Raw genomic sequence first — 3819 nt, 5'->3', positions numbered from 1 at the left:
TGAAGCCCTTAGCTGAAAAATGGTGTGCGATATCGTGGTATCTTCCAGAAATCACGTAATAATCATGTGCTGAAATGGTGAAGAAAATGCGACAGCCGGACTATTTGCCGCCGGGACCACGGGCCGAACCGCGTGAAACCGAGGTCCTCGACGAATGGCGGAAGGCAGAGGGCGGGCAGGCCGCGCGTCTTGCCCGTGTGGCCGGTCGCGTCGGCGCGCTGGACGACCGGTTGAAGCGCGGACCGGAAGGATGGCGGCATCGGCTTGCGCTGATGGAGGCCGCAGATTTGAGCTGGCACACCGGTGACCGCATCAGCCAAGACCGGCTGGCGCTCTGGATCTCGCTGCGCCTGTCCGGTGTCCAGGACGACACGGCGGCGCTGGCGCGAGTCGGATGGGCGATTCGGCGACTGACGGGTGGACCGGGACCGGAGCAGGACCTTTCCGCCTTCCTCGACCGTCGCGACCCCGAGAACATCAGTGATGAGACCGAGCCGTTCGTGGATCGCGCGAGCGGTTGGCTGGATCTGATGGGGCAGGCCACGGACCTGCACCCGATCACTCGCGCTTGCGCGGGCTTTCACCTCTGGCGCCTCGCGGGGCTCGGGCAGCACGACGACCGTATGGAAGCGGCTGTCGCAGCTGCGCGGATCGCGGCCAGCGATGGAAGAGGCGCAGTCTTCACGCCTCTGGCCATGGGCGGGGCAGGGGGACTACGAGCCGGTGGTTCACCGTTCGAACGTCTGGAACGCTGGCTATACGGGATGGAAGCCGCGTGCCTGACCGCGGTGCGGCACCTTGACGATATCGAGGCATGGTCGGCGCGGGCGGAAGCCGAAATGACATTGCTCTCGGGCAGGACGCCGCCGGCCTTGCGCGCAGTGCTGACCGAATGGCCGCTCGTCTCTGCGCCAATGGCCCAGGCCCTGACGAGTGCCAGTCGCGCCGCTGTTCAGCGCAACCTTGCATGGATGCAAGAGCGGGGTCTGATCCGCGAGGTGACAGGACAGGGGCGGTTCAGGATGTGGAAGGCGACAAACTGAAGGTTAGCGTGGGTCTCACCCGCTCACTCGACAGCAGCGATAACCGCGAGCACGCGGCAGGGCGCGCAGAAACTCACCAACACTTAATGCATTTGTTGCACTTATTTCATATATGGTGGTAGAGAACAGAAACCGGAGAGGAGACCACCATGAACATGCTGGCACACCGACATCTTCCGCCCACGCCGCAGGACGCAGCGATTGCGCGCGTCTCTGGCCAGGCATTGTCACGCTTCGCCCAGGCGCGCGCGCCGTTGAAACTTCGTGTGACGGACTCCGAGCAGATGGAGCCGATCGAGCTTCCTGCGGGCGCCGTATCGCTGCTCATGGAGATCCTCGAGGCGATGGCAGCGGGGCGGGGGGTCACCATCATCCCCGAGAACGCCGAACTCTCGACCGTACAGGCCGCTGAGGTTCTGAACGTCTCGCGTCCGTTCCTGATCAAGCTGCTCGAGGATGGTGCCATACCGCATCGGAAGGTCGGCAAGCATCGCCGCGTCCGCATGGAAGACGTGATGTCCTACAAGGCCGCGATCGATACCGAGCGTGAAGCTGCGCTCGATCAACTGGCCGCCGACGCTCAAGAGCAGGACATGGGCTACCGCTCGAAATGAGCCAGTACACGGTCCTGTTCGATGCGAACGTCCTTTATCCCGCGCCGATGCGCGATGCACTGATGCAGTTGGCGGTCACAGACCTTTTCAAGGCCAAGTGGACGGCCGATATCCATCGGGAGTGGATTGATGCGCTTCTGCGCAATGAACCTCATCGGGAGCGCGCCGCGCTGGAACGAACTCGCGACTTGATGGACAGGGCCACACGCGACTGTCTGGTCACCGGCTACGAGGCATTGGTGCCGGCCCTAACACTGCCGGACCCTGACGATCGGCACGTTCTGGCGGCGGCAATCGTTGGGCGCTGTGACGCGATCGTCACGCAGAACCTGAAGGACTTCCCACCAGCGGCACTTGCGCCCTTTGGCATCGAGACCCAACACCCTGACGACTTTTTCCGGAACCAACTGTCTCTCGCGCCCGGTCTGGTCTGTTCCGCGCTGCGGAAAGTTCGCGCGCGCCTCAAGAATCCGCTCAAAAGCGTCGACGAGTATCTCGCGATCCTGACACAGCAGGGGTTGGTCGCCACGGTTGCCGACCTGGAGCAATTCGCCGACCTGCTTTGATCCCAGAACTGCCCTGACTGAATACGTTCTGGCCAGAGTTGTGGCACCCGATCCATCATCACCGCGAGATTTCGCCCGCCAGGACTGCACGCCCGTGGACTGCAAGCGTAGCAGTGAACCTCGGGCAACCGAACTGCCGGATCACGGCGACAATGCGCGCATCGTACGCCGCTTGCCCTATGACGCGACACAGGTCTGACGCGTGAAACTGGCGGTTCGAGCTTGGCGCAGCCTTGATCTGTTCGTGCAGCTCGCGCTCTCGTGGCTCTTGAACCGGCTGTGGTGCGGGGAGAGCCGGTGGGCGCGTCGCTTCTCCAAGCGAGGTGCGCCACCGGCGCATGAAGCCGAGCAGGAAACCGGCCGGAACCTTGCTGTTCCCACGGGCCCGGTTGAAGGCAAGGAAGCGTTCCCAGATCACTTGCGTATCGACGTTCCAGCAGGGTAGGGCGCTCTTCGCGGCCTTGATCAGCTCGGCCCAGCATGTTCGGAACACGTTCGAGCAACCGTCAATGTTGATCTGTCCTGTGAATATAGTTTTGTTAGATTCTTCTCTAGATAGTGATGTGTCGCCTCCGCCTGACACGAGATCGTGGGTCTGTTCGCCGTCGTCAAAGGCCGCGAAGCGGAAAAGCCAGGGGGCGAACTTGCCGTTCGATTTCTCGCGCTCAAGCTTCAGTTCAGAAGTTTCAAGCTCACTCAGCAGAACGCTCAGGTACTGGCGCGAGACGCCCATCTTCGCCGCCAGAGAGGACAGGGTGAAGGCAGCCGTGCCGCGGGGCAGGCCGTTATACCCATCCTTCCACGCAATTCCGTCGAGGATGAGCGTGGCCAGCTTGTGCGCCGAAACGGAGAGGTCTGTCTGCGTGATTCGCCTGAGGATCAGGCCGGTCGTTGGTTCCATGGTCGTATCTCCTAAGAGACGATGCCATGTCGAGAGCAAACAACATTCTTGCCAGCAAAAACACTTTGCTGGTTGCAGGGGTTCGGACACTGCGCTAAAAAGACCGTGTTCAGGGTTTTTTTTCTAGCGCGGCGTCAGGCTTCTCGGTCTGGCGTCGTTTCCCTTTTTTGGGGTGATGCACTGCCTCCGGTGCAAGTTGATCGGAGCGGGCCAGTGCTACGCTGGCCCGCATGGGGTTCAGTATCGAACCTCTTCGAAGCCGTAGTTTCCTTCATGGTCGCGCCAATCGACGAAGACCGAGCGATAACTCACCCAACCACAGTGCTCGGGACGGGGCAGAAGCGAGGCAGGTGGAACAGCTCCCACGCTCGATCTCTGCCAGCGATAATCGCCCTGCACACCGTAGGAGCCGAGCCTAGTCGAGTCGTAGCGGATGCAATCACCGTCACGATCCTGATGTTGGCTGAACTGGACATGGTAGACGCGGATGCTCCGAACGAAGTCGAAGGCGCTGCCAGAGATGTCGATATCGGCGCGTTCATCGGCCTGCGCCAACACGAACGGACCTGTCGCATCCGGGAGGCTGATCTCAGGCCGGACGGGCGTTGTTGCAGAACTCAGTCGGTGAAGGATTCACATCGGGAATCCATGCGGTTAGACGATCTGCATGAGCAAGCCCAAGCCCGCCCGCTACC

5 protein-coding genes are annotated in these 3819 nt (G+C 61.6%); 3 read left to right on the top strand and 2 right to left on the bottom strand.

Going from position 1 to position 3819, the window contains the following annotated elements; translation table 11 throughout:
- Window positions 1-74 precede the first annotated feature (74 nt).
- From BLR51_RS26685 to BLR51_RS26675, 3 genes are all read left to right on the top strand, one after another.
- On the top strand, window positions 75-1043 hold the full coding sequence (locus tag BLR51_RS26685) for a helix-turn-helix domain-containing protein (RefSeq protein ID WP_242656865.1): 969 nt from the start codon (window positions 75-77) through the stop codon (window positions 1041-1043).
- A gap of 149 nt (window positions 1044-1192) precedes the next feature.
- The gene (locus BLR51_RS26680) at window positions 1193-1657 is read left to right on the top strand and encodes an excisionase family DNA-binding protein (protein WP_007803221.1); all 465 of its coding nucleotides are present in this window, start codon (window positions 1193-1195) and stop codon (window positions 1655-1657) included.
- Window positions 1654-2223, top strand: coding sequence for a PIN domain-containing protein (locus BLR51_RS26675; protein WP_007803220.1), 570 nt, complete (start codon window positions 1654-1656; stop codon window positions 2221-2223). The genes BLR51_RS26680 and BLR51_RS26675 overlap by 4 nt, the downstream gene beginning before the upstream one ends.
- 58 nt (window positions 2224-2281) lie before the next feature.
- On the opposite strand, the gene BLR51_RS26670 is transcribed toward BLR51_RS26675, so the two are convergent.
- Complete coding sequence (locus tag BLR51_RS26670; protein WP_018065890.1) at window positions 2282-3124, bottom strand: hypothetical protein; 843 nt, start codon at window positions 3122-3124, stop codon at window positions 2282-2284.
- Between the two features lie 237 nt (window positions 3125-3361).
- Entirely contained in the window at window positions 3362-3682 is a 321-nt protein-coding gene (locus BLR51_RS26665) for a hypothetical protein (RefSeq protein ID WP_275634938.1), read from the bottom strand.
- Between the last annotated feature and the right edge of the window lie 137 nt (window positions 3683-3819).

Origin of the sequence: Salipiger marinus, assembly GCF_900100085.1 — a bacterium.
GTDB classification, from domain to species: Bacteria; Pseudomonadota; Alphaproteobacteria; order Rhodobacterales; family Rhodobacteraceae; genus Salipiger; species Salipiger marinus.
The sequence above is the reverse complement of the archived record's forward strand: the minus strand, read 5'-3'. Positions and strand labels throughout refer to the sequence as shown.

Coding starts and splice junctions, on each gene's coding strand:
- BLR51_RS26685 (WP_242656865.1), top strand. CDS start 75: ATGGTGAAGAAAATGCGACAGCCGGACTATTTGCCGCCGGGACCACGG.
- BLR51_RS26680 (WP_007803221.1), top strand. CDS start 1,193: ATGAACATGCTGGCACACCGACATCTTCCGCCCACGCCGCAGGACGCA.
- BLR51_RS26675 (WP_007803220.1), top strand. CDS start 1,654: ATGAGCCAGTACACGGTCCTGTTCGATGCGAACGTCCTTTATCCCGCG.
- BLR51_RS26670 (WP_018065890.1), bottom strand. CDS start 3,124: ATGGAACCAACGACCGGCCTGATCCTCAGGCGAATCACGCAGACAGAC.